The sequence below is a fragment of the Dyadobacter beijingensis DSM 21582 genome (assembly GCF_000382205.1).
Lineage (GTDB): Bacteria > Bacteroidota > Bacteroidia > Cytophagales > Spirosomataceae > Dyadobacter > Dyadobacter beijingensis.
Map to the genome: position 1 here is coordinate 474668 of NZ_KB907788.1, position 26460 is coordinate 501127.

The window sequence follows — 26460 nt, forward strand, 5'->3', positions numbered from 1 at the left end:
AAACCAAAAACTTGATGTGAATTAGCGGCTTTTTTACCGATATTAACTTATTTCTCCCCGAAATTCCGCAAAACTGTGAATTTGGGTGATTTTATTTGGTCAATTGCTAAAAAGAACGAATAATGGGTGGTTTGCGGCCTTTTGCTGCCGATTTGGTCGCTTTTCGGCGCTCCGTTAATATTGCAGTATAAATGAATGCTTGCATGAACATCGAATTGCTATTGGAAATCACCGGCTGGCTGGGCGTGGCGTCTTACGTGCTGGCTTACCTGCTCCTGACCATCGGCGTGCTGAAACCCAGCGGCTATCCCTTTCATTTATTGAATATCCTGGGCGCGGCAAGCCTGATCGCCTATTCCCTCGAATACGGCGACAAGCCCAATGTGGCTGTAAACGCGATCTGGCTTATGATCGGCGTGGGGGCGGTACTGCGACGGCTGCTTCGGTCACCCCGCGACCGCTGACATTTCCTTTAAATGCAAAATAGACAATGCCTGCTGCCGGTATTTGGCCAGGCGCTGCTCGTACTCGGCTTTGTCTGTCACGAGGCTGAGGTAGAAATAGGCGCCGTCGATGAGTACGAAAATATTGTCCGCGGCAGTTTCCACGTCCTCAATGTCCAGCACGCCGTCCACGCGGCATTGTTCGATATGCCCGATGAGCATTTCGCGGAGTGAATCCAGTAGTTTTTTGTAGAGGTCGCGCACTTTCGGGTCGTGGAAAGCCATGGCGTAGCAGCCGTAGAACAGGCCGTCGTCGAAGAGCGCATTCCATTTTTTGGAAAAAATATTGCCGATGATTTCCAGCAGCGCTTTGCGGGAGTCTTTGGAATGGGCGGCGCTTACCTTATAAATAAGCTTGTATTTGTCGAGAATGTAATCCACCAGGCCGTACACAAGGTCCTCCCGGGTCTGGAAATAATGGATAATGAGGCTGGGGTTGATCTCCATCTTCGCGGCGATCTTGGCGATGGAGGTATTTTCGAGGCCATGCTTCCTGGCCAGGGCATAAAACACTTTAATGATTTCCTTTTTACGGGCTTCTTTGAGGCTCTTTCTTCCCATCTGCGGTTCGGAGTGTAACGGACAGGCAATATACGGATTTTTACGAAAACCGGAAGTTTGCGAATCCGGTAAAAATTAATTGAACATTCATTCAATTTATAATCACAATCAGGTAACTATTTTTTAATATTAGCGTAACTTTTGATTTGGACATTTGCATTCCGAAAATGGCCTGTCAACTCGCGAAACACAAATTAAATCAATGATGAAAACTGTACCCAGACCTTACAGTACCAGGCTGTTGCAACACGCGTTGCTGGCCCTGCTGCTGACCTGTGCGTGGCTCTTACCCGCGGCCGCGCAAACCTCACGTGTAACCGGTTCCGTAACCGACGGCAAAGACCTGCTCCCCGGTGTCAACGTCGTCATCCGCGGCACCCAGAAAGGCACCATTACCGACCAGAACGGCAAGTATGTCCTCGAAGGCGTTTCGGGGACCGATGTGCTCGTTTTTTCCTACATCGGCTACAAAACGCAGGAAGAGCTCGTAAAAGGCAGAAGCGAAATCTTCGTAACCATGCAGGCCGACCTGGGCAATCTCGAAGAAGTAGTCGTGATCGGCTACGGTGTCGAGAAAAAGGTGAACATTACCGGCGCCGTGGACCAGATTTCCGGCAAGCAGTTCGAGGCACGGCCCGTGGCGAACGTCATGCAGGGCCTGCAAGGCGTAAGTCCCGGGTTGAATATCACCTATCAGGGCGGTTCGCCGGGAACGGTGCCCAACTTCAACATCCGCGGGTTTACGTCTATCAATGGAGGTGAGCCGTTGTTTGTCATCGACGGGATCGCGTCTGCCAGCAGCCAGGACCTGCTCCGCCTGAACCCGTCCGACATCGCGAGCTTCTCTGTCCTGCGCGATGCGGCTTCCGCGGCCATCTACGGCGCGCGTGCCGCATTCGGCGTCGTGCTGATCACCACCAAGCAGGGCGGTAGAGGCAAGCAATCCATTACCTATAACAACTTCTTCTCCTGGGGCCAGCCGACCGTGCTGCCCAAGCCGGTAACCGACCCATACATCTTCTCCCGCGTGCTGGAAACTTCTACCGACAATACGCCCTGGGATTATGTCAATTACGACGACCAGTATTATGCCTGGGCCAAAGAGCGTTCCGATAACCCGTCGACGCCCGACACCCGCCTCGACCCGAACGATCCGACCAAATGGGCCTACATGGGCAGCAACAACTGGTACGACTATTTTTTTTCCAAGAGAAGTTTTTCCCAAAATCATAGCGTAGCGTTCACCGGTAGTGCCAAAACCGCCAATGAGCGCACCGTAGGCTACTACATTTCCGCGGATTACAACCGCGAAGGCGGTCTGAACAAGCTCACGGACGATTACTGGAACCGGTATTCGTCCCGCGCAAGACTGGATTTTGCGCCGCTGAAATGGTTGAAACTGGATAACAACCTGTCGATCTACCGCACGGAGCGCGCCATGCCGACGGCCGGTATCAATGACATTTACACCCTGCAACCCACCCAGGTGGCCACGAACCCCGACGGCACCTGGGCCAATACTCCGGCGGGCCGCCTGGCCGCACGCCTGACTGACGGCGGTAACAGGAAGCAGGATATGTTCGGGTTTCAGAATATTTTCCGGGGGATTGCCACGGCCCTTGACGGCGACCTGGTGCTAACCGGGTCGGCCAGCTTCAAGCGTGAGCAATGGGGCACCAAGCAGGACGTGCGCAACTATCGCATCGGCTTCGGCCCGAACGACGTCCGCACCGAAGGCGGCACCGGCGGGGTGTACGAAACCAATGCCACGCTGGCCAACAATGTCCTCGATTTGTTTGCCAATTATACCAAAACGCTGGGGGCGCACCGCATTAACCTGCTGGCGGGCTATAACCAGGAAAATTACAGCTTCACCACCACCCAGGCGCAGAAAATGGGCTTGATTTCCCCTTCTCTGCCTTATATCAACCTCACCAGCGGCATCGCGCAGGCTTACGGCGCCGATACCAGCTATGCCACCCGAAGCGTTTTCGGCCGGATCAATTACACCTTCAACGATCGCTACATTATCGAAGCCAACGGCCGCTACGACGGTTCGTCGCGCTTCCCGAAAGCCAATCGCTGGGGCTTCTTCCCGTCGGTTTCCGCCGCGTGGATTGCAAGCTCGGAGCCGTTCATGAAGGATGTGTCGCACGTTATTCCTACCCTGAAATTCCGTGCTTCGTATGGCGATCTGGGTAACCAGAATGTGGGTTATTACAGCTTCCGCCAGGCATTGCCGGCCGGTTTGTCGAACTATCTGATCGACGGGAACAAACAAACCGTGATCACCCGCTCGCCGTCGCTGTACGTGGACCCGTCCAACTACACCTGGGAGCGCGTATCGACGCTCAATTTCGGAACAGACCTGGGCGTGCTCAAAGACCGCCTCACGCTCGGATTCGATTACTACATCCGCGATACCAAGGGAATGCTTACGGAAGGAGAGGAACTGCCCGGGGTACTCGGCACGACGGTACCTTACCAGAATGTCGCCGACCTGCGCACCAACGGGCTTGAACTGACGCTCGGCTATAATGATTCCTACAATGTCGGCGGCAAACCGCTTTCGCTCAGCGCCAAACTGATCGTTTCGGATTCTCATTCCAAAATAACCCGATTCAAAAACGACCAGGAGCTTTTTTCCAAATACCGCAAAGGCCAGGAAATAGGGGAGATATGGGGACTAACCAATGACGGCCTGTTCCGGAATGCCGACGAAATTGCGAAGCTCGACGAAAGCGACATCGTACCCTGGGGAGCGCTCTCGGTCGTGCCGGGATGGCCGAAGTATAAGGACCTCGACGGCGACGGCCGGATCACGCAGGGGCTTTCCAAAAAGGACCCGAAAGACCTTTCGATCATCGGCAATACGACGCCGCGTTACCGCATCGGCTTCAATCTGAATGCCGAATGGGACGGTTTCGATTTCTCGGCGGTGCTGCAAGGCGTACTGAAAGGCGATTATTACCCACGGCATTATCTCTATTGGGGACCCTACCAGCAGCCTTATGCGAACGTGTACTCCTGGAACCTCGACTACTACCGCGGAGAGGCCGATTCGGATCAGCAGCGGGCGAAGCATTCGCAGTCGTACATCGCCGCAGGCCTGGCAGATGCCAATACGGATGCCAAATTCCCTGTGCTGCAATCGTGGCTGGCGGATAACAACTACGGATCGGGCCTCGACATCGCGCAGACGAAATACCTGCTGAGCGCGGCTTACCTGCGCATCAAAAACGTTACGATCGGTTATTCTTTGCCGACGTCGATGCTGCAAAAGCACAAGATCAGCCGGGTGCGCGTGTTTGCGAGCGGCGAAAACCTTTTCGAATTTTCGCAGCTTAAAAAGTACTTCGATCCCGAAGTGATAAGCAGCAGCAGCACTTTCAATACCTCCAACGGCTTCTCTTATCCGTTCCAGCGCAAGTTTGCATTCGGTGTCAATGTCGAGTTTTGATTTTAATCCATCAGCCTGAAATGAAAAAGCATATATTATTACTGGCGTTGCTAGCGGGTGTGAGTGCCTGCAACGACGACTACCTGGAAAAACTCCCGCAAACCTCCATCTCGCCCGAAGCGTTCTTCAACACCGAGGGAGACCTTGCATTGTATGTCAATGGCCTGCTGAGCATGCCCGACATGGGGATTTACCTTAACGACCAGAGCACCGACAACGCCGCTACAACCGGCGCGGTGGAAATGAAGGTGGTCATGACCGCCTCGCCGAGCTCAAAGACGATCACCGGCGGCTGGGAATGGGGTCGATTGAGGAACATCAATTACTTCCTCGACAACTACAACAAGGCCAACGCGACTGCCGATGTGAAAGCGCATTACGCCGGGATTGCCCGCTACTACCGCGCGCAGTTCTACCTCGAAAAAGTGGCGCGTTTTTCGGATGTGCCGTGGTTTTCCAAAACCATTAATCCCGGTGACGAGGCGTTGTACAAAACGCAGGATTCGCGCGCGATGGTCATGGACAGCGTGATGGCGGACCTGGCCTTCGCCGCTTCGAACGTACGCGAATCGGTGCCGGTGGGCACGCCGGGCAAATGGGCCGTTATGGCGCAGTACGCCCGCACCGCGTTGTATGAAGGTACCTATCGCAAATACCACCCCGAGCTGAATTTGCAGGCAACCTCCGGCAAGTTCCTCGAAACGGCAGCCACCGCTTCCGGAGAAATTATGGCCTCGGGCAAATTTGCCGTCTATAACACCGGCAAGCCCGATGCGGATTATGCGGCACTGTTTGCCAGCCAGGACCTGAGCTCGAATAAAGAAGTGATCCTGGCCAATGCGTTCGACCAGGTGAAGGACCGCCGGCAGAATATCAACAGCACCGTTTTCGGGGATTACGAGCAGGCGCCCTCGCGTGACCTGGTGCAGACCTACCTGATGAAAGACGGTACCAGGTTTACGGACGTGGCAGGTTATCAGCAGTTTGGGTTTGTCAAAGAATTCCAGAACCGCGACCCGCGCCTCGCGCAGACGCTCGTGTACCCCGGCTGGGTACGTGCAGGCGATCCTTCACCGTACATCCTGCGCCTGAACAAGAACTTTACCGGTTATCATCAACTGAAAGGGTATGTCAATTCAACCGACAATGCGGTTTTGAACAGCGTGGACGTGCCGGTGTACCGCTACGCCGAGGTGCTGCTGATTAACGCGGAGGCAAAGGCCGAACTCGGCACCCTGACGCAGGCTGATCTCGATAAAACGGTCAACCTGATCCGGGCAAGGGTACAGATGCCGGCTTTGCAGCTGGCGGCCGCCAACGGCAGTCCCGACCCGGTAATGGCACAGAAATACCCAAATGTGACGGGCGCAAACCGGGGTGTGATCTTCGAAATCCGTCGTGAGAGAAGGGTGGAATTCGCATTCGAAAACCAGCGCTTCAGCGACGTGATGCGCTGGCAGGCCGGGAAGCTGCTCACGGCGATCCCGGAAGGCGCCTATTTCGCCGGGCTGGGCAAGTACGACCTGACGGGCGACGGCGTGGAGGACATTATCCTCATCGATAAATCGAAAACCATCCCGGCGGAGGCCAGTAAGGAGAAAAACAGCCTGGGCGTGGTGCTGATTTACTACCGTGCGGGCATGATCGGCGAGGACGTGACCGTGTACCTTAAAAACGGCAATGCAGGGGGTACGATGGTGACCGAAACGGCCGCCCGCAAATTTGAAGATCCCAAATATTACTACCGGCCGATCCCGCAGAAGGAAATACTGCTGAACCCCAATTTGAAGCAGGTTTTCGGTTGGAATTAACTTTTAAATCAAATACAATGAACAGACGTTCCTGGCTCCGGAATACCGGGCTGCTGACGGCTGCTTCGATGACAGGCCCGGCGGTACAGTCCGGGCCTGTTGCCGATAAGCCGGTATTGAAAATCGCGCATATCACCGACGTGCATATCCGCGAGGGCGACGACGCCCCCAATCGTTTCAAAAAGTGCCTTCACGACGTTGTGAAGCACAAACCCGACTTTTTCCTCAATGGCGGAGACTCGATCCACGCCGCCGATTACAAGGATGTTACCCGCGAAACGATGCTCGGTTACTGGAAGCTGTGGGATGAATGCACGGCCCAGCTGAAAGGTTACGAAATCCACAGCTGCATCGGTAACCACGACCCCTGGTGGGCGGCGCCATCGAAAGAGGATGAAATGTATGGGAAAGATTATGTAGTGAAAAGGCTGAAAACACCGGGCCGCTATTACAGTTTTATGAAAAAGAACTGGCATTTCGTCGTCCTGGACGGCAATAATGAGCGTGTTTCGCTGGACGAGGAGCAATATCAATGGCTGGAAGCCGACCTGGCCGCACTGGCGCCGGGAACATTCGTCCTCCTGATGTCGCATTACCCGATCCTGGGCGCTACGCCGATGCTGGCAGGCGGCGGCGGGCATTCGGATTACAAAAAGCTGAAAAACCTGTTCTACAAACACCGCGACAAGGTGCGGATTTGCCTGAGCGGCCACCAGCATTTGCAGGACCATACGGACTATAACGGCGTCCAATATTGCTGCAACGGCGCCATGAGCGGTTTTTGGTGGGGCAAAGGCGACGCCGAATCCGTAGCGCCGAACTATTACCAGGAAACCCCGCCGGGCTTCGCGATGCTCGAATTGTACGCAGACGGGCGGGTAATAAACACCTATCATCCGCATCGGTATTAATGGCCGGTGCTAGCGTGCGGTCAGGACCGGCTGCTCGGACGTGTCGATTGCCAACCTGAAACTGTCGGGGGATGTGTTGGGCAAAAATGTGAAGATGGAAAATATGCCCGCCAACCAGTTGAAAATCAACGGCAGTACCAGACTTCGCGTGGAACAGGAGGGGCAATGCGCCGGGAGGGCTCGTTTTTTTATTCAATCCCGGCCCCTAATTTTACCATTATTTCCAAAACCGACGTGATGAAACTCAGACCTGTTCTACTCCTTTTGCCGCTTTTGATTTCCCCTTTATTTGCACAAAAACCGACCTCGCCGCTGGTACTCTGGTACAAGCAGCCCGCCAGGGAATGGATGACCCAGGCATTGCCCGTGGGCAACGGCCACGTGGGCATGATGTTCTTCGGCGATCCCGCGGAGGAGCGTTTGCAGTTTTCGGAAGGCAGCCTTTGGGCAGGCGGCAAAGGCGCGAATGCCGAGTATAATTTTGGTCTGAAAAAAGACGCCCATAAACATTTGCCTCAGGTGCGCGAGCTGCTGGCGGCGGGAAAAATGAAGGAAGCCCACGCACTCGCCAACAAGGAGCTGACGGGCGCTATCCACGAAAAAAAGGGAAACACGCCATCCAGCGATTTCGGAGCGCAGCAAACCGTGGGTGATTTGTACGTCAAAGTTTCCGCCCGGGGGGATGTGAAGAACTACCACCGCGAGCTCGACATTGCCAATGCGCTTGGAAAAGTGACTTACGACGCCGGAAGCAGCCATTTCGAGCGGACATTTTTCGGGGATTATCCTGCCAAAGTAATGGTATACCGCTTCACATCGTCCACGCCCGAAACGTACGCCGTTCGTTTTGAAACACCGCATGCGAAGGATTACGAGCGGTTTGAGAAAAGCCGGTATGCGTTCGGCGGGCATTTGAAAGACAATAACCAGCAGTTTGAAACAGTATACCGCATCGATACCGACGGCAAGACGGCATTCAAAGACGGCATTCTCACGGTGACCAATGCCAAATCGGTCGTACTCGTGCACACCGTAGCCACGGATTACATCATGCGCTTCCCCGATTACAAGGGCAATGACTTTAAAAAGGCCAATGCGACCACGATGACCAAAGCGGCCGGGAAAAACTACGCCGCATTGCTCGCAGAGCAGCAGAAGGATTATCACCAAATGTTCGACCGCGTGGCATTGCAGCTTGGCAATGCGACATCCTCCAACCTGCCGACCGACGAGCGCCAGCGGGCATATTTCAAAGGCCAGCCGGACAATGGGCTGGAAGAACTCTATTTCCAGTATGGACGCTACCTGATGATCTCGTCCACACGCCCCGGCACGATGCCGATGGCATTGCAGGGTAAATGGAACGACAGTACCAATCCGCCCTGGGCAAACGATTACCACACGAACATCAACGTGCAAATGCTGTACTGGCCGGCGGAGGTGACGAACCTTTCGGAATGCCATTTGCCGCTGATGGATTTTACGCAGTCGATTGTGGCGCCGGGCAGGCTGGCGGCGAATGAGTTTTTCAATGCCAAAGGCTGGATCGTGAATACGATGCTCAATGCCTACGGCTACACTTCGCCGGGCTGGGATTTCCCCTGGGGCTTCTTCCCCGGCGGCGCGGCATGGCTTTGCCAGCATTTGTGGGAGCATTACGCATTTACCAACGATAAGGTTTTTCTCAAAAATACGGCTTACCCGATCATGAAGGAGGCGTCGGAGTTCTGGATGGACTACCTCACCGACGACGGTAAAGGCCGCCTCGTCTCGTCGCCGTCGTATTCGCCGGAGCATGGCGGAATTTCCACCGGTGCCACGATGGACCACGAAATGGCCTGGGATGTGCTCAACAACACCGCCGAAGCGGCGAAAGTCCTCGGCATCGACGCCGGATTTGCACAGGAAGCACGCGCTATCCGCGACAAAATATTGCCTTTGCAGATCGGCCGATGGAAACAGTTGCAGGAATGGCGCGAGGACGTGGACGACTCCACGAACCACCACCGCCACGTGTCGCACCTGTATGCCTTGCATCCGGGTAAGCAAATCTCACTCACCCAGACACCTGCCGAAGCCGAAGCAGCCCGCGTGAGCCTTAATGCCCGCGGCGACGATGGTACCGGCTGGTCGCTGGCCTGGAAGGTCAATTTCTGGGCGCGCTTGCAGGACGGTAACCGCGCGCACAAGCTTTTCAAAAGCGTACTACGCCCCGTTGCCGACCAGGGTACCAACATGGCCGACGGCGGCGGCTCCTATGCCAACCTGCTCTGCGCACACCCGCCATTCCAGCTCGACGGCAACATGGGCTCAACCGCCGGCGTGGCCGAAATGCTTCTCCAATCGCAAACGGGCGTGATCGAACTTCTCCCCGCATTACCTGACGCCTGGCCATCCGGCTCGGTAAAAGGCCTGAAAGCACGCGGTAATGTAACGATCGACGAGGTTTGGGAAGATGGCAAGTTGAAATCCGTTACACTGGCCTCCGCGACGGCGCAGAAACGGGTTTTGAAATACGGAACAAAGAGCATCAACGTCGATATCGCCGCGGGAAAAGCGCAGATTTTGAATGCCGCAGATTTTAAATAGATTCAATATTAGGCCAGCGACCGGGCTGTATCGGTAAATCAGACGGTAAAGTAGCTTTTGCCAGCATATTCACCGAAACTGTTACGTTCATGACCGACGACCTGGACGACACTTCCCCGGACGCTGCCAGCGAGGACCGGCGCTTTTTTCTGAAACAAACGATGTTCATCGCGGGCCTTTCGATGGCGCCGGCGGATATCCTGCACGCCGCACTGGCACCCGACGACGGGCCGGTAGGCAATGCCGTAAAGGCCAGAATATCGCTGACGATCAATGGCAGGCGAAAGCGGCTCACGGTAGATCCGCGGATGACGCTGCTCGACCTGCTCCGTGAGAACCAGGGCCTGACGGGTACCAAAAAAGGCTGCGATTTCGGGCAATGCGGGGCTTGTACGGTACATATCGACGGCCGCCGCGCGCTGTCGTGCCTGACATTCGCCGTGATGCAGCATGGCCGGAAGGTCACTACCATCGAGGGCCTTTCGCACGGGGAGCAGCTGCATCCGTTGCAGGAAGCATTTATCAGGCATGACGGATTTCAATGCGGGTACTGCACGCCGGGACAGCTGATGTCGGGCGTGGCGTGTATACGCGAGGGGCATGCCGACTCGGCCGACGAGGTACGCGAATACATGAGCGGTAACCTGTGCCGCTGCGGGGCGTACCCCAACATCGTGGACGCTATTCTGGAAGTGAAAAAGGAGGGCAGGAAGGTATGAGGCCATTCCAGTACCTCCGCCCGAAAACCGTTGGCGAGGCCGTCACGATGGCCGCCGATCACCCCGATGCGCAGTACATTGCCGGCGGTACCAACCTCATCGACCTCATGAAGCGCGGCATCACGTCGCCTTCCACGCTGATCGACATTAACCATCTTCCATTAAAAAAGATAGAACACCGTTACGACCGCACCCGCATCGGCGCATTGGCGCTGAACAGCGATGTGGCGCAGCATAAGCTCGTTACCAGGCGGCAGCCGCTGCTCGCGGAGGCACTGCTCGCCGGGGCGTCGGGCCAGATCCGGAACATGGCGACTGTGGGCGGTAACCTGCTCCAAAGGACGCGTTGCAGCTACTTTTACGACGTGGCTATGCCCTGCAACAAGCGCAATCCCGGCTCGGGATGCAGCGCGGAGGGAGGCATTAACCGCACGCACGCCATTTTTTTCAATGCGAATGAAAAGCCTTCTTGCATCGCCGTACATGCGAGCGATATGTGCGTGGCGCTCACGGCGCTGGATACCGACGTGGTCATCGCCGGCCCGAATGGCGAGCGAACGTTGCCGTTCAAGGATTTTCACAGGCTATCCACGCAGCAGCCCGAGCTCGATACCTACCTGGCCCCCGGCGAGCTGGTCACGGCGATCGAAGTGCAGGACAATGCATTTACCGAGCATCACCATTACCTGAAAGTCCGCGACCGCGCTTCCTATGCATTTGCGCTGGTAGCGGTGGCGGCGGCTTTGCAGATGGATGGCGGCAAAATTTGGGAAGCGCGCGTAGCGCTGGGCGGTGTGGCGCACAAGCCGTGGCGTTACTGGGCCGTTGAGCTCATGCTGCGGGGCAACGCGCCTTCCGAAAAGCTCTTCCGCGAAGTGGCCGAGCACGAAATGCGCAGTGCAAAAGCCGGCGAATACAATGCCTACAAAATCAATCTGACGGCAAATGCAATGGTGGCCGCATTGAAAACCGCAGCGGGTATTTCCTGATCTGGCTATGAAAAAACAAACTCCCGATAACCCGGCCGATAACTCACTGAGCCGCGTCGATGGTCATGTGAAAGTGACTGGCGCCGCCACTTATTCAGCCGAATACGCTGTTCCGGGGCTGGTACATGCGGTTTTGGTGACGAGTACCATTGCCAGAGGCAGCATTAAGGCCTTCGACTTGCAGGAGGCGGAAACCGCCCCCGGCGTATTGGCGATCATTACCCACCTGAATGCGCAGCCGGTACCGGGCTGGCCGGCGCCGAAGCAACCCGCGGAACGGGCGCCGGCAGGCACGGCGTTCCGCGTTTTTTACGACCCCTTCATTTACTTCGACGGTCAGCCGGTGGCGATGATCGTGGCGGATACCCGCGAGCGCGCCCTGCACGCGGCGTCGCTCGTGCGCGTAACCTACCAGCAGGAGCCGCATCAAACGCATTTTGAGAAAAATATTGGAAAAGCCGCTATTCCGCTGAATGTGCAGCGCAGTAAAAACTCGCCTTTCCAGGACTATACCCGTGGTAATGCCGGTGCATGGGCGCAGGCCGAAATACGGATCGAAGCCGAATACACCATTCCTACCCAGCACCACCAGCCGCTGGAACCGCACGCGATCGTCGCCGTGTGGGAAGCCGGCGACAAGCTGACGGTTTATGACAAAAATCAGGGCGTGAAATCCGCTCAGGGGCAGCTGGCGCAGGCATTCAAACTGCCGAGGGAGCATGTGCAGGTGGTTTCGCCCTACATCGGCGGGGCGTTCGGCTCGGGAATCCGCGTATGGCCACATACCGTGGCGGCGGTCATGGCGGCGAAGCAGGTCAGGCGGCCCGTCAAGCTGGTACTGGGCCGTGAGCAGATGTTTACCTCCGTGGGTTACCGGCCTTATACCGTGCAGAAAATCAGTTTGGGTGCCGGCAAGAACGGGCAGCTGCAAGCGATCGTCCACGAAGGGGTGGGGCAGACTTCGATGTATGAAGAGCATTTGGAGCGGACCGTGCAGGGTACGCGCACCATTTACGCCTGCCCGAACGTGACGACGCGCTACCGCTTGCTCCCGCTGGATGTAAACACACCCACCTGGATGCGCGGGCCGGGCGATGCCACGGGTATGTTCGCCCTGGAATCGGCGATGGACGAGCTCGCATTCGCATTGCAGATGGACCCTCTGGAATTTCGCCTGAAAAACTACGCGGAAAGCGACCCGGAGAGGAACCTGCCCTGGTCGGCGAAAGCGCTGCGGGAATGCTATGCCCTCGGCGCGGAGAAATTCCGGTGGGAAAACCGGCAGATGCAGCCCCGCGCCGTGAGCCGGAACGGGATGCTTGTCGGCTACGGCATGGCGTCGAGTTTGTACGGCTTTCACCGCCACCCGTCGAAGGCGCGGGCGGTACTTCGGGCCGATGGATCGGTAACGGTGCAAAGCGCCACGATGGATATTGGTCCCGGCACAGGCACGGCGATGACGCGCATTGCCGCCGGCGTGTTAGGGATGAATGCCAAAAAGATCCGGTTTGAACTGGGGCATTCCGCGCTCCCCGATGCACCCGGCCAGAACGGCTCCTCGACGATCCCAAGCGTCGGTTCAGCGGTGTATGTGGCCTGTGAGTCGCTGAAAGGCAAGCTGCTCGCACTGGCGGGTGAAATGGATGAGCGGTTTAAAGCGGGCCGTCAGGCAGTGGTCAGGGACGGACAGGTTTTCGGGTCTGACGAAGATAAAGACGGGCTCAGTTTCGCGGATATTTTGAAACACCACCATTTAAACGAACTGGAAGCGGCGGAGGAATCGAAGTCGGGCGCCGAGCGGGACCAGTATTCGATGTATTCGTTCGGCTGCCATTTCGTGGAGGTGCAGGTACACCCGCTCACGGGAGAAGTGCGCGTGACGCGTGTGGTGACCTGCGCGGACGTGGGCGCGATCATCAACCACAAGACGGCCCGCAGCCAGTCGATCGGCGGCGTGGTGGGCGGGATCGGCATGGCGCTGATGGAGCATTCGGAAATGGACCACCGGTTCGGACGGTACGTTACCAGCGATTTTGCCGGGTACCACATCCCGGTGCACGCCGATATTCCCGCCATTGAAGTATATTACATCGACAAACCCGATGTGCACGTGAACCCGATCGGCTCCAAAGGCCTGGGCGAAATTGCCATCGTAGGTGTGGCCGGGGCCGTTGCCAACGCGGTTTTCAATGCAACCGGCAGGCGGATCAGGACGCTGCCCATTACGCCCGATAAATTGATTTGATTTATTTTAATTATATGAAAAAGAATATATTAGTGACTGCTCTCGCCGCGATTTGCATGGCTTTCTCCGCCCTGTTTTATGGTTTCAAGTCCGATGGTCCCGGCGGCGGCATGAAATGGAAGCCGGGTGTGGCACTCTATTCTTTTAACCACTTCCCGTTCGAACAGGCACTGGACAAGGCAGATAGTATCAATGCGGTGTATGTCGAAGGTTTTTTCTTTCACAAACTCGGCGAAGGTTTCAACGGCCATTCCATCCCTAACCTGACGGACGAGGAGATCAAAAAAATGAAGGGCATCCTCGATAAGCGCGGCCTGAAAATGAAATCGCTTTACGCCGACGGGAAGAGCGAGGAAGAGTGGAAGGCGAATTTTGAATTTGCCCGGAAAATGGGCCTTGAATTCCTGAACGGCGAGCCGCAAAAGCAGCATTGGGACGCCATCGAAAAGCTGGCAGAACAATACAAGATGAAAGTCGCCATTCACGAACATGCGAAAGGATCGAGCTATTTCTGGCATCCCGATTCGGTCGTAATGGCCATGCAGGGCCGCCCGCATTTCCGCGCCTGCGCCGACATCGGGCACTGGGTCCGCAGCGGCCTCGACCCGGTCAAATGCCTGCAAACGTTGCAGGGGAAGATCATTTGCCTGCATATCAAAGACCTCGACGCGGCCGGTAACCTCAAAGCCAACGACGTGATGGTCGGCACGGGTGTGATCGACTACCCCGCCATTATCGCCGAGCTGAAACGCCAGCGCTTCGATGGCTACGTGTACATCGAGCGGGAGGGTAATTGGGACAAGAACATCACCGACGTGGACCACGCATTGAAATTCCTCGACCGGCTGAACCGCTGACAACCCATAAATGCCTGTTCAGCGACCGTTATGCCAGACATGCAGGGTATCATGCATTTCTGCATTACATCGTAATTTTAGGGGTGTAAAATAAAAAATGAAAGTTTTTTCAGGAACAACTAGGGTAGGCTTTCCAAATTTTGTCCTGCGGTTGTAGACCTAAAAACAACCCCGGACCCGTGAGCCCCGAATATTCCGATCATTTACCCGACGACGAGCAAAATCTCGGCAAACCGGCCGGTCCGCGCGGGAGCGGGGAGGGGCATATGCAGCCCGACAAGGAGTTTTTTATCCGGAAAACATTTGAAACCGATGCGGAAAAGGGGTATGAACTGCTTTTCAGGACCTACTACATTCCGCTTTGCAGCCACGCCGCGCGCTTCGTGTACAACAAGGAAGTGGCGGAAGATCTTGTCACGGAGATTTTTCTGAATTTCTGGAAAAAGGGGCTGCATACCGGTATCACCACTACTTTTCGTGCCTACCTGTTCACCGCCGTGCGAAACCGGTGCTTTACCTACCTGCGCTGGGAGTTTCAAAAGATCAGGCAGGAGGAGCTCGACGACGACTTCCGTTCGGACATGCTCGCGCCGGACCATATGATGGAGATGGACGAGCTCTACATGCAGGTGGAGCAGGTCATCCACGCTCTGCCGCCCCAGTGCCGGAAAGTTTTCATCCTGAGCCGTTTCGAGGGTAAATCCTACCAGGAAATTGCCGCGAAGCTGGAAGTTTCTGTGAAAGCCGTGGAAGGACATATTTCAAAGGCGCTTACCGTTTTGCGCCGATCCCTTAAAAAAAGCTGACCGTTACCCATGAAAACGCCACTATCCAAAGAAATGCTCTTCACCTACTTTTCGGGCCAGGCTACCGTGCTCCAAAAGCAGGTCGTTGCCGAATGGCTCGCCGGGCCAGGCAATGCGGAGCAGTATTTCGAATGGTTGCAGGAATGGGAAAGCGGGCATCCGCAATTTCTGCCGGATGTAAGCAAGGCATTTGAAAATGTGCAGGCACTCCTGGAACAGCCGGGCGAAGCGAATGCACCGGAACCGGAAAGACCCCCCCGGCGATCGTTCGCATGGCGGACGGCCTGGCGCGTGGCGGCTTCCGTGGCCCTGATCGTTACCGCGGGAGGTTACTTTTATCGCGATCAGCTCGTATACCGGCATTACCGCACGGGTTACGCGGAGCAGCGTGTGGTAACGCTTTCCGATGGCAGCAGGGTCTCACTGCTGCCGAATTCCGATCTGAAACTGCTCCGCTGGGGCTTCGGCGAGCTCGGCCGGGACGTGTACCTGGCGGGCGAGGCCGGATTTGTGGTGACGCATCAGATCGACCACCGGCCTTTTACCGTACACACGCCGGACAAAGGCAAAGTGACCGTGCTCGGTACGGAGTTTTTTGTGTACACCCGCCGGAAAGGGACACAGGTGGTTTTGAGTAAGGGAAAAGTCAGGATATCGTCGCCCGAGATGACGGTCCCGCTTGACATGAAACCAGGCGAGAAGGCATCCATCGCGGCGACGGGCAAAATAGCGATTCAGCCGCTCACCACCACCGAACTGAAAGACCCCGCACTCTGGCAGGAGCATCATTTTCATTTCGACCACACCACACTCACCGACGCCGCCCGCGAGCTCAATGCGGTATTCGGGCTGGATATTGAAGTAACCGACCCTGAGCTGGCCGGGAGGCAGGTCACCGGCACATTCAAAGCACGGCAGGCCGACGAGCTGTTATCGGTATTCTCCGAGATGCTCGACTTGCGGGTAGAGGTTCGCGACGACCGCGTCCGCCTCATTCCCGATTCACTGGACACCAATTAAACCCGTTCACTAAACAAACGCTACCCATGAACCCACATGTACCTCTGGCAAAGGCGCTTGGCCTTTATGCTATGCTCAGCTTGTGTCCCTCGCCGGGATTCGGGCAGGTGCTGGCATCGGCACGGCAGACCGAAACGCGGCAGAACCAGCCCGTTCGATTGCGCGACGCGCTGCTAAAACTGAAAGAACGCTACGGCGCGGACATTCTCTTTGAAGAAAGGCTGCTGGACGATTTTAAAGTATCGTCGACGGCCGTCAATCCCGCCAGAACGCTGGAACAGAACCTCGACGCATTGCTGGCGTCCACCGGTTTGAAATACAAAAAAATCAAAGAGAATACCTACGTGCTGCTGGCAGCGAAGGACCGCCGCAAGAAGGAGAGTACGACCCCGCGCGAAACTTCGGCGATACCGCAGGATAATCCACTAGCCTCGCTCGTGCCCGTTGCGCCGGCGGAGGCGAAAGAAATGATCGTCCGCGGCACCGTCGTGGATAGCAAGGGCGAGGCGCTGATAGGCGTAAGCGTACTTGTGAAAGGGACCACCCGCGGGACAGCGACGGACGTGTCGGGCAAGTACGAAATCACCGTGGACGATGCTTCGGCCGTACTGGTGTTCTCATTTGTCGGGTATGTGCGGAAAGAGGTGGTGGCGGGCGCGCAATCCGAAGTGAATGTGACGCTCGCCGAGGATACGCAGAACCTGTCGGAAGTAGTGGTGACCGCCCTGGGCATCAAGCGCGACAAGCGGGCGCTGGGGTATTCGGTGCAGGAAATAGGCGGGGAGGCCATCAGCACCGCTAAAGAAGCCAATCTCGCCACGACGCTCGCCGGCAAGATGGCCGGCGTGCAGGTCACCCGTTCGGCCAATGGCGCGGGTGGCTCGTCGCGGGTCGTGATCCGCGGTTCCAACTCGCTGGTAGGCAACAGCCAGCCGTTATACGTGATCGACGGCATCCCGATGGACAATAGCAATCCCAACTCGCCTTCGTCGACGGGTGGTATCGACTATGGTGATGGTATTTCCAATATCAACCCGGAGGACGTAGAATCCATTTCCGTGCTGAAAGGGCCTAATGCGGCTGCGTTGTACGGGCAGCGGGGCAGCAACGGGGTGGTGCTGATCACCACCAAGTCGGGCAAATCCAGAAAAGGGATCGGCATCAAATACGGGGTGGACTACTCGGTGGGAGATGCGTTGGTACTGCCTGATTTTCAGGATGAATACGGGCAGGGCCTGGACGGTACATTCACACATTTCCGGGGTAACGACGGCAAGATTTACACCTGGGCGGCCGCCCAGGCCGGCAATATCCCGGGTATGCCCAAAACCAGCGGTGGCCGCGATCGGTTTACCCGGGCGAGCTGGGGCGCGCGCATGGATGGCCGGCAATATGAAGATCAATGGGGTAATGTCCTGAATTTCAGTCCGCAGCCTAATACTTTTCAGACCTTTTTCCGGAAAGAAAAACAGCTGGTGAATAACCTGAGCCTCGAAGGCGGCAACGACAATATCAACTACCGCCTGTCGTATGGCCACACCAACATCGATGGCTATACGCCGGGCAATACTTTGAAACGTAATAATGTGAACCTGCGCACGGTAGCGAAGATCACGCCGAAGCTCGAACTGGACGTGAAGGCCAATTACATCGGACAGAAAGGCGCTAACCGCCCCACCGTGTCCGATGCGAGCGACAACCCGGCTTACCTGTTTATCAGCCAGCCGCGCAGTATTCCGATGAGCGTACTCTCCAATTCGGCCTGGACGGCGGAAGATGTGGCGAAACAGCTCGGGTATGGGACCGTGCCGTTCGTGGGCATGGAAAAAACCTACGCTACCAACTCATCGACGGCGAACCCGTACTGGACGGTGGACCATACCCGTAACTCGGACGATCGCCAGCGCCTGCTCGGGCTGATCCGGCTGAGCTACCAGTTCAACGACTGGATTCGCCTGACCGCGAAAACCGGTACCGATTTTTACACCGACCAGCGCCTGCGCTACCGCGAGAAAGGGACCTACCAGAGCGCCAACCGGAACGGTGATATTTCGGAGCAGGTAACCCGCGTGCGGGAGGATAACAGCGACATTTTGCTGTCACTCACGCCGCAAATCACCAAAGACATTTCCCTGGGCCTGAACCTTGGTGCCAACCATCAGAAATTCTATTCGAGAACCACGGGTAACACGGGAAGCGAGTTCATCGTACCCGGTCTGTATGCGATCAACAACACGCTGATCAACTCCTACGTGTTCGGTTTGACGGAATCTTCGATCAATTCGGTGTATCTGTCGGGACAGGTCGGGTTCAAGGAATACCTTTTCCTCGATTTCTCGGCCCGTAACGACTGGTCTTCCACGCTTTCGCCGCAAAACAACTCCTTCTTTTACCCGGCTGTGAGCGCAAGCTTCGTCCTGACCGACGCATTCAATATTCAGAGCAATACGCTGAGCTTTCTGAAACTGCGCGCTTCCGTGGCGCAGGCGGGCAGCTCCGGCTCGCCTTACCAGCTCACGGGCACCTATTCGCTCGATCAGGTGGCGCATGGCGGCATACCGCTGGCGTCGTTTTCCTCGACCATTCCCGACCCTAACCTCAAAAACGAGCTGACTACTTCGATCGAATTCGGGGTAGAGGCGAGGTTTTTCAAAAACCGCGCCGGGCTTGCATTTGCCTTTTACAATGCATCTACCAAAAACCAGATCCTGGACGTGCCCCTGCCGCCGTCGAGCACATTCGCTTCACGGCGCATCAATGCCGGCGAAATCCGGAACCGCGGCGTAGAGCTGACGTTGAACGGCACGCCCGTGAAAACGGCCGACGGGTTCAGCTGGGATGCAACTTTCAATTTTTCCAGAAACCGCAACCAGGTGATATCGCTGGCCGAAGGCGTGGATACTTACGTGCTCGGTACCGACCGCGGTGTGAACGTCGTGGCCGAACCCGGCAAGCCGTTCGGAACGCTGATCGGAAACGGTTTCCAATGGCTGCGCGACGACAACGGCAACCGCCTCATCGATCCCACGACCGGCCTGCCGCTCAAATCCAATTCCAAAATCCTGTATGAGCTCGGCAATGCGCTACCGAACTGGATCGGCGGTTTCAACAACACGTTCCGGTACAAGGGCATCAGCCTGTCGGGCCTGTTCGACATCAGCCAGGGCGGCAAGATCTATTCCCAAAGCCTGCGCGAAGAGCTGGTTTACGGAACTATCAAAAAGACGCTGCCTGGCCGCGACGGTACCTATGTGGCCGAGGGGGTCGTGGCGTCGAAATCCGAGAATGGCACATGGGTAGGCACTGGCCAGGCCAATGCCAGGCAGGTGAAGGCGCAGGATTACTGGAACGTGGTGGCACCGGACAAGGATAATGTGATACCGGAAGAAATGCTCAACGACGCGAGCTATATCATGTTCCGCGAGCTGACGCTGAATTATCAGCTGCCCAACGCTGTCGTCAGCCGTACGCCGTTCAAAGGCATCCGTGCCGGCATTTATGGCCGTAACCTGTTCTATCTCCAGCGCAAGACGGAAGGCTTCGCACCCGAGGCGTCGTCGTTCAACGTCAACAACTCGTCGCTCGGATTGGAATCGACCGCACTGCCGTTGCTGCGGTATTTCGGGGTAAGCCTGAATGTGGAGTTGTAATTGTTCAAAACCGGAAATTTTTGAGAAATGAAGAATATATTCCAAACCATCGTGCTCGCCGGAACGATTTGCCTCACGCAGGCATGCACCGGCGACTTTGAGGAAATCAATACGCCGCCGACCTCCGTGACGACCGTCGATCCCGGTCTGCTGCTTTCAAAAGTGCAGCGAGATGCGGCATTTGCCGAAGGTTACGAAGTGCCCAACAGCCAGTATGGTTCCTGGATCCAGCACTGGGCAGGCGGCGTGCTGGTATCGAGCTCGCGCTACATCGAGCAAAGCGATAACAATACCTGGGATGCCCATTATACGCTGATCCGCAACATCAGCCAGATCCGCAACGAAGTGCTGAAAGGGAAGGAAAACGATCCGTCGGGCCGCAGCAAGATTGCCATTGCCCGCATTGTCGAAATCTCCGTATGGCAGCGCCTTACGGACCTTTTCGGGGACGTGCCGTATTCCAATACGGCGCTGGGCCCCGCCGATGTGAACACCAAACCTGTTTTCGATACACAGGAGTCGATTTACAAGTCGCTGATCGCCGACCTGGACGCCGCCATGACGCAGCTTACGGCGGGCGATGCCAGTTACGGCAGTGCGGATTTTTATTACAAAGGGGATATCAATAAATGGAAGAAGTATGCCAATTCCCTGAAACTCCGGCTCGGCATGCGCATCCGCTACGCCGACCCCGCTTTGGCACAAAAAACCGTAACGGAAGCGATGGGCCAGCCATTGCTCGCCAGCGCTGCCGACGACGCCACCGTGCCAACCTACAACAATGCGACCAACGCCAATGTACACCCGGTGCTGAACCAGTTCCTGGCCGGAAGCCCCGACCTGAAATACCTGGCGGACGGTCTCGTGACGCAATTGGTCGCCAGCAGCGACCCGCGCCTGCCGCGCATCGCGCAGCCGAGCGTCAACTCCGTGAAAGCGGGCACCCCGGCGTATAAGGGCATCGGCGTGGCGTTGACGGACGATTTGCTGAAAACCATTATCAAGGACGATTATAGTACCGCCTCCACGCTCACGTTTTTCAACCGGGAGTATAGCCCGGCGATCCCATGCATGGTGATGTCCTTCGCGGACGTGTCGTTTTACAAAGCCGAAGCGGCACTGGAAGGCTGGGGCGGAACCGCTGCCGACGCCGAAAAGTATTACCAGGACGGCGTGAAGGCTGCATTGGCGCAGGCACCCTACAATGTGGTCACCGTTCCGGCTTCGTTTGAAAAAGAGCTCTCGCTGACAGGTCTTTCGAAGGAACAGAAACTGGAAAAAATCGGCACTCAGAAATGGATACAGCTGTTTGGCCGCTCCTATGAGGCATTCATCGAATGGCGGCGGATGGGTTACCCTGCGTTGAAACCCGGTCCGTTCCAGGGCTCAACAGGAGGTACAATTCCGAGAAGGACCATTTACTCGTCGCGCGAGGCGCTGCTGAACAAAGCCAACTACGAGCAGGCGGTAAGCCGCTTATCGAACGGTGATTCCTATGTTTCAAAAGTATGGTGGGACAAGCGGTGACAGCAGCCGACAGTTTTCTGAACGCCCGGGATGGATAAATCTCCCGGGCGTTTTGCTTTTGGTAGGAATTGTTGTCAAAAATGTGCTTCGATGAAATTGATCAATCTGAAAACGTTGCTGGGCCTGCTTTTGGGCGCAGCGCCTGCATTCGCGCAAGATGCGCCGGAGCAAATGGACCTCTACCTGCTGATAGGCCAGTCGAATATGGCGGGCCGCGGCGCTACCGATGCCGCGTCGCAGCCCAATTCTGCCCAGATATGGGCTATTAACCGCCAAAACGAATGGAAAATGGCTGCCGACCCTCTGCACGAAGACAAGCCGGCTGTCGTAGGCGTAGGTCCCGGGCTGACGTTCGCGCAGGAAATCCTGAAAAGCAATCCCGACCGGGCCATTGGCCTCATTCCGTGCGCCGTGGGCGGGAGCGGTATCGACGACTGGCAGCCGGGCGCAAAACATGGGCAGACCGGCATTTACGCGTATGACGAAATGCTCGCACGGGTGCAGGAAGCGCAGAAGCGCGGGACGATTAAAGGCATTATCTGGCATCAGGGCGAATCCGATAGTTCCCCGGAGAAAAAAGATGCCTATGCGGCGAAACTGGCCGATTTTTTCAGGCGCCTTCGCCGCGATACGCATACGGAACGGGTACCGCTGGTAGTGGGCACCATAGGTGATTTTTACGTTACCGAACATCCCGACGCAGCGTCGATCAACCAGGTTATCACCAATTATGCCCGAAAAACGAAGCTGGTGTACCTTGCCTCCGCTGCGGGGCTGGTGCACAAGGGCGACGACACGCATTTCGATACGGCCTCTGCGCGGGAGCTGGGCAGGCGGTATGCCGAGGCGTTTTTGAGGAAGCAGGAATAAATGCAGGCCGGCGCAGGGTAGGAGCTGGCCTTCGTCGTCAATTACACAGCTTTTGACGATTCAAAAACACGGCTTTTTACATTAAACCAAACCTCAGAAACCAGACCATTTACCAATGAAAATCAAACATTTGACGCTCCTCGCCGCCATGGCCTGCGGATTTCCGGCAATGGCCCAAAAAGGTAAACCGCTGTTCCCCGACGAGCCGGGCATGGTGTCCTACACGTTCCGGGCAAGCCTGGCGAAAGACGTTGCGGCTACCCTCGACACGATCAAAGCATTGAAAGTGACGGACATGGAGTTTTCCAGCCTTTTTGGCAAAACCGCCGCGGATATCCGCAAGGCACTGGACGAACGCGGCATGAAATGCTCGTCGTTCGGGGTGCAATACGACGACGCGCTCAACAAAACGCAGGAAGTGGGTAACAATGCCAAAGCCTTGGGCGCAAGTTATGTACGCGTGGCCTGGGTGCCGCACAAAGGCCCATTCACCCTCGAAATGGCGCAGAAAACGGTGGCGGATTTCAACAAAATAGGCAAGCAGCTGAAAGACGAGTTCGGCCTGACATTCTGTTACCATAATCACGGCTACGAGTTTGAAAAGCACGGCGAAGGCACGCTAATGGACTATATTATTCAAAATACCGACCCTAAATACGTGAGCTTCGAGCTGGATATGCTCTGGACGTTCTTCCCCGGCCAAGACCCCGCCGCATTAATCGCCAAATACCCAGGACGCTTCAAGCTGATGCACATGAAGGATTTGAAAAAAGGCGTGGTAGGTAACTTGTCGGGCGGTACGCCGGTCGAAAACGACGTGGCGCTGGGTACCGGCCAAATCGACATCCCCGCTGTGCTTAAAGCCGCCCGCAAAGCCGGTGTAAAGCATTACTACATCGAAGACGAAAGCCCGAGCTATGCCAAACAGGTGCCGCAATCGATCGCGTATCTGAAAAGTTTGAAATACTAGAAGCGGATAATGCCCCGGCGGGGCCTACTGTTTGTAGCAAATAGGTTGCAACTGAATGTTTTGGCTCCATCGGAGCCTCCTGGCAAGTTCATAGGAGGCTCCGACGGAGCCAAAACCATTTATGGTGCGTCAGTGCTATAAACGGGAGGCGGCGCTGGCGCCGGGCAATCGCAACCCAATTTTTCCCATGCATTCCTGGATGACCGGCCGGCGCGACGCAATGCGGTCGATGGCGTTTAGGAGACAAATGTGCAGATTGTCCAGCTAAACCGGCAAATTGTATAAGCGTAACTGTCCCCGGGTGGCTACTTTTGTGCCGTTATTTAGAATGAGTCTACTTATTGATAAAATCAGACAACAACTTGTTCGAATAATCCTGTGCGGTTTGTCCGCCTTTACGCTACTATCAGTTTGAAATGTTGCAAGAACCCTCAAAAAACAAAATGCTATGATCTGAACACTATCTGACATCCCCGACGACATCAATTCAAAGTAAAAAACCGGATGGCTGGTACCCACCCGGTTTGCTGCGCGAGGCGCATTACTTATAAACGCTGAAACATTTAAAGCAATGCAAATTAGTAAAATTCTGCATACAGGGCTCCTTTGTGCCTTCTCCTTCGTCGCCGTTGCCCAGCAGGCGGATGTAACCGTCTCCGGGCAGGTGAGGACGGAGGACGGCGAAACGCTCCCCGGCGCGTCCGTAAGCCTCAAAGGCACTGCCCACGGCACTTTCACCAATGCCGACGGCCGCTACACGATCGAGCACGTGAAACCCGGCGCGTACAAGCTGCTGGTCGCTTTTATGGGTTACCAGGCGCAGGCCAAGGACGTTAACCTCAAAGCGGGCGAGCATTTCAAACACAATCCCAAACTGGTTTCTGAAACCCGCGAGCTCGAATCCGTGTCGGTGATCGGGCGGACGGAGACGAAGGAAATCAACCGGCAGGCCTATAATGTAACGGCCATCGACGCCAAAAAACTGCAAAACTCGACGCTAGACCTTTCCCACGCTCTCGACCGCGTGTCGGGCGTGCGTGTACGGGAGAGCGGCGGCGTGGGCTCGAACATGAATTTCTCCCTGAATGGCTTTACGGGCCGGCAGGTGAAATTTTTCCTCGATGGCGTGCCGATGGATAATTTCGGTTCCTCCTTTCAATTGAACAATATCCCCATTAACCTCGCCGAACGGGTGGAGGTGTACAAGGGCGTCGTCCCGATCTGGCTGGGCTCCGATGCGCTGGGTGGGGCGGTGAATATCGTCACCAACACCCGTCAGAACAGCTACCTCGACGCTTCCTATTCCTACGGCTCATTCAATACCCACCGCACGACGATCAATGCGGGTTACACAGGTAAAAATGGCTTTACCGCACAGCTGAATGCATTTCAGAATTATTCCGACAACAACTACTGGATCACTGTAGACGTGGCCGACGTGAATACCGGCGAATATTTCCGTAACCAGCGCCTGCGCCGTTTCCATGATACTTACCATAATGAAACCGTTATCGCCAACGTGGGTGTGGTGGGCAAGAAGTTCGCCGACAAGCTGTTGGTGGGTATTACATTGGGTAAAAACAAGGCTGAAATCCAGACCGGCGCTCGCATGGTGAGCGTCTTCGGACAGTGGCACCGGAAAGGCAACATTGTGATGCCGAGTTTGAAATATTCCAAAAAGGATTTGTTTGTTAAAGGGCTGAACGTCAATATTTCAGCTAACTATAACCTCGGCCAGGAACAGAATGTAGATACGGTATACCGCCGCTACAACTGGTTTCAGCAGTTCAAACAATATGAAGGAAAAGGCAGCGAGCGCGAAAGGTCGCTGTACAAATTCCGCAACAACAACGGTCTGGCTACGGCGAATGTGACTTACCAGATCGACCCGAAGCATTCCATTACCATCAACAATGTCTTCAACACGTTCAACCGCAAAGGCGAGGACGAACTTTTCCCGGAATCGGCCAAGTACGAGCAGCCGCGCGTGAACCGCAAGAATGTACTTGGTTTGGGTTACAAATTCGATTATAACGAGCGCTGGAATACCTCCTTGTTCCTCAAACATTTCTCCCAGAACAACAAATTCTCGGTGTCGTACAACCCGACCGGCAACTGGGGCGACGAAGCGTTCATGGTGCAGAAAAACAGTTTCGAAAAGCTCGGCTACGGCATCGCATCGACGTATTTTGTTTTCAAGAATTTTCAGTTAAAAGGTTCATTTGAAAAGAGTTATCGATTGCCCGAAACCGACGAGCTGTTCGGCGACCTGTTGAACCTGGAAGGCAATATCGAACTTGACCCCGAGACGAGCTACAACTATAACCTCGGTTTCAGCTACAACGGCGCCATCCACCGCGCGCACCGTTTCAGCATCGATGCCAATGTGCTTTACCGTAACGCCCAGGGCTTTATCCGCCCCCGCCTGAATGCAAACCAGACGAAACAGGTGATGGATAACCTCGCTGACGTGACCAACTTCGGTATCGACGGTGAAGTGCGCTACTCCTATCGCCAGCTCTTCACGGCCGGCGCGAACCTTACTTATCAAAACCTCCGCAACAACACGCGCTTCGAGGAAGGCTATACCACCGAAAGCCCGCTTTACCGCGACCGCATTCCCAATATGCCGTTCCTGTTCGGCAATGCCGATGCAGCGGTATTTTTCAAAGACCTCGGCAAGAAGGGCAATACGCTCACTTTGGGTTATAACCTGCTGTATGTACACGCCTACTACCTCTACTGGCCAAGCCTCGGCAGCGACAAACTCGATATTCCCGAGCAGCTGAGCCACGATGTGAATGTGGTATACGCGATGGCCGGCGGGAAATACAACGTCTCGCTGGAATGCAAAAACCTGCTCGATGCGAAACTGTTCGATAATTTCAGTTTGCAAAAGCCTAGTCGCGGTTTCTACGTCAAATTGCGCTATTTCATCAGTAAATAACAGTTAATAATTTATAATTCAATAA

17 protein-coding genes are annotated in these 26460 nt (G+C 55.7%); 16 read left to right on the forward strand and 1 reads right to left on the reverse strand.

The features are described from left to right. Nucleotides 1–203: 203 nt before the first annotated feature. Complete coding sequence (locus H144_RS0115520; protein ID WP_033402873.1) at nucleotides 204–464, forward strand: CBU_0592 family membrane protein; 261 nt, start codon at nucleotides 204–206, stop codon at nucleotides 462–464. Here H144_RS0115520 and H144_RS0115525 read toward each other — a convergent pair. Then, complete coding sequence (locus tag H144_RS0115525) at nucleotides 447–1064, reverse strand: TetR family transcriptional regulator C-terminal domain-containing protein (RefSeq protein ID WP_019943003.1); 618 nt, start codon at nucleotides 1062–1064, stop codon at nucleotides 447–449. The genes H144_RS0115520 and H144_RS0115525 overlap by 18 nt on opposite strands. Before the next feature lie 202 nt (nucleotides 1065–1266). On the opposite strand from H144_RS0115525, the gene H144_RS0115530 reads away from it, so the two are divergent. From H144_RS0115530 to H144_RS0115605, 15 genes are all read left to right on the forward strand, one after another. After that, nucleotides 1267–4524, forward strand: coding sequence for a SusC/RagA family TonB-linked outer membrane protein (locus H144_RS0115530; RefSeq protein WP_019943004.1), 3258 nt, complete (start codon nucleotides 1267–1269; stop codon nucleotides 4522–4524). A gap of 20 nt (nucleotides 4525–4544) precedes the next feature. Further along, a complete protein-coding gene (locus tag H144_RS0115535) occupies nucleotides 4545–6335 on the forward strand; it encodes a RagB/SusD family nutrient uptake outer membrane protein (RefSeq protein ID WP_019943005.1) in 1791 nt (596 codons plus the stop codon). Nucleotides 6336–6352: 17 nt separating this feature from the next. Continuing rightward, the gene (locus H144_RS0115540) at nucleotides 6353–7246 is read left to right on the forward strand and encodes a metallophosphoesterase family protein (RefSeq protein ID WP_019943006.1); all 894 of its coding nucleotides are present in this window, start codon (nucleotides 6353–6355) and stop codon (nucleotides 7244–7246) included. A 237-nt stretch (nucleotides 7247–7483) separates the two neighbouring features. Next, nucleotides 7484–9835: a glycoside hydrolase family 95 protein gene (locus H144_RS0115550; protein ID WP_033402875.1), complete on the forward strand. Its 2352-nt coding sequence runs from the start codon at nucleotides 7484–7486 to the stop codon at nucleotides 9833–9835. Between the two features lie 89 nt (nucleotides 9836–9924). Further along, the gene (locus H144_RS0115555) at nucleotides 9925–10554 is read left to right on the forward strand and encodes a (2Fe-2S)-binding protein (protein ID WP_019943009.1); all 630 of its coding nucleotides are present in this window, start codon (nucleotides 9925–9927) and stop codon (nucleotides 10552–10554) included. Further along, nucleotides 10551–11543, forward strand: coding sequence for an FAD binding domain-containing protein (locus H144_RS0115560; RefSeq protein ID WP_019943010.1), 993 nt, complete (start codon nucleotides 10551–10553; stop codon nucleotides 11541–11543). The genes H144_RS0115555 and H144_RS0115560 overlap by 4 nt, the downstream gene beginning before the upstream one ends. Nucleotides 11544–11550: 7 nt before the next feature. After that, on the forward strand, nucleotides 11551–13788 hold the full coding sequence (locus H144_RS0115565) for a xanthine dehydrogenase family protein molybdopterin-binding subunit (RefSeq protein ID WP_019943011.1): 2238 nt from the start codon (nucleotides 11551–11553) through the stop codon (nucleotides 13786–13788). Between the two features lie 14 nt (nucleotides 13789–13802). Then, entirely contained in the window at nucleotides 13803–14645 is an 843-nt protein-coding gene (locus H144_RS31980) for a sugar phosphate isomerase/epimerase family protein (RefSeq protein ID WP_157504752.1), read from the forward strand. A 179-nt stretch (nucleotides 14646–14824) separates the two neighbouring features. Next, complete coding sequence (locus H144_RS0115575) at nucleotides 14825–15451, forward strand: RNA polymerase sigma-70 factor (RefSeq protein WP_019943013.1); 627 nt, start codon at nucleotides 14825–14827, stop codon at nucleotides 15449–15451. Nucleotides 15452–15460: 9 nt separating this feature from the next. After that, nucleotides 15461–16471 (forward strand): FecR family protein, encoded by a 1011-nt coding sequence (locus H144_RS31985; protein ID WP_019943014.1) that lies wholly within the window; start codon nucleotides 15461–15463, stop codon nucleotides 16469–16471. A 26-nt stretch (nucleotides 16472–16497) separates the two neighbouring features. Next, nucleotides 16498–20121, forward strand: coding sequence for a SusC/RagA family TonB-linked outer membrane protein (locus H144_RS0115585; RefSeq protein WP_229207915.1), 3624 nt, complete (start codon nucleotides 16498–16500; stop codon nucleotides 20119–20121). Between the two features lie 27 nt (nucleotides 20122–20148). Then, on the forward strand, nucleotides 20149–21648 hold the full coding sequence (locus H144_RS0115590) for a SusD/RagB family nutrient-binding outer membrane lipoprotein (RefSeq protein ID WP_019943016.1): 1500 nt from the start codon (nucleotides 20149–20151) through the stop codon (nucleotides 21646–21648). 90 nt (nucleotides 21649–21738) lie between these two features. Next, nucleotides 21739–22518, forward strand: coding sequence for a sialate O-acetylesterase (locus H144_RS0115595; RefSeq protein ID WP_019943017.1), 780 nt, complete (start codon nucleotides 21739–21741; stop codon nucleotides 22516–22518). Nucleotides 22519–22633: 115 nt separating this feature from the next. Then, nucleotides 22634–23488, forward strand: a complete 855-nt coding sequence (locus tag H144_RS0115600; RefSeq protein ID WP_019943018.1) for a sugar phosphate isomerase/epimerase family protein — start codon at nucleotides 22634–22636, stop codon at nucleotides 23486–23488. A gap of 571 nt (nucleotides 23489–24059) precedes the next feature. Further along, nucleotides 24060–26435: a TonB-dependent receptor gene (locus H144_RS0115605; RefSeq protein ID WP_019943019.1), complete on the forward strand. Its 2376-nt coding sequence runs from the start codon at nucleotides 24060–24062 to the stop codon at nucleotides 26433–26435. Nucleotides 26436–26460: the final 25 nt, after the last annotated feature.